Origin of the sequence: Stenotrophomonas sp. SrG (assembly GCF_050031795.1) — a bacterium.
Lineage (GTDB): Bacteria > Pseudomonadota > Gammaproteobacteria > Xanthomonadales > Xanthomonadaceae > Stenotrophomonas > Stenotrophomonas rhizophila_A.
On record NZ_JBNBBE010001833.1, the window covers coordinates 1 to 229 of the forward strand.

The 229-nt window shown below is 58.5% G+C and carries 1 pseudogene; it reads right to left on the reverse strand.

The features are described from left to right. Window positions 1-97, reverse strand: a pseudogene (locus ACQG3P_RS25545) (co-chaperone GroES); the annotation flags it as partial. Window positions 98-229 lie beyond the last annotated feature (132 nt).

Genomic DNA, 229 nt, shown 5'->3' on the forward strand with positions numbered 1-229 from the left:
ACTTTTCCTTGGCCGAGTCGGGGATCACGTTGCCGCCGGCGGAGACTTCGTCGGCTTCGATCGGCTTGACCACAACGCGGTCGTGAAGCGGCTTGATGTTCTTGCGTGCCTCTTAAGTTGTTGATTGGTTTGAAAAAGTCCGGCGATATTAGCACTCACCCCAGGTGACTGCCAGCTCCGCTCGTGAAAAAACCCGCCAGTGCGGGACCGGGCCGAGATGGTGCTGTCC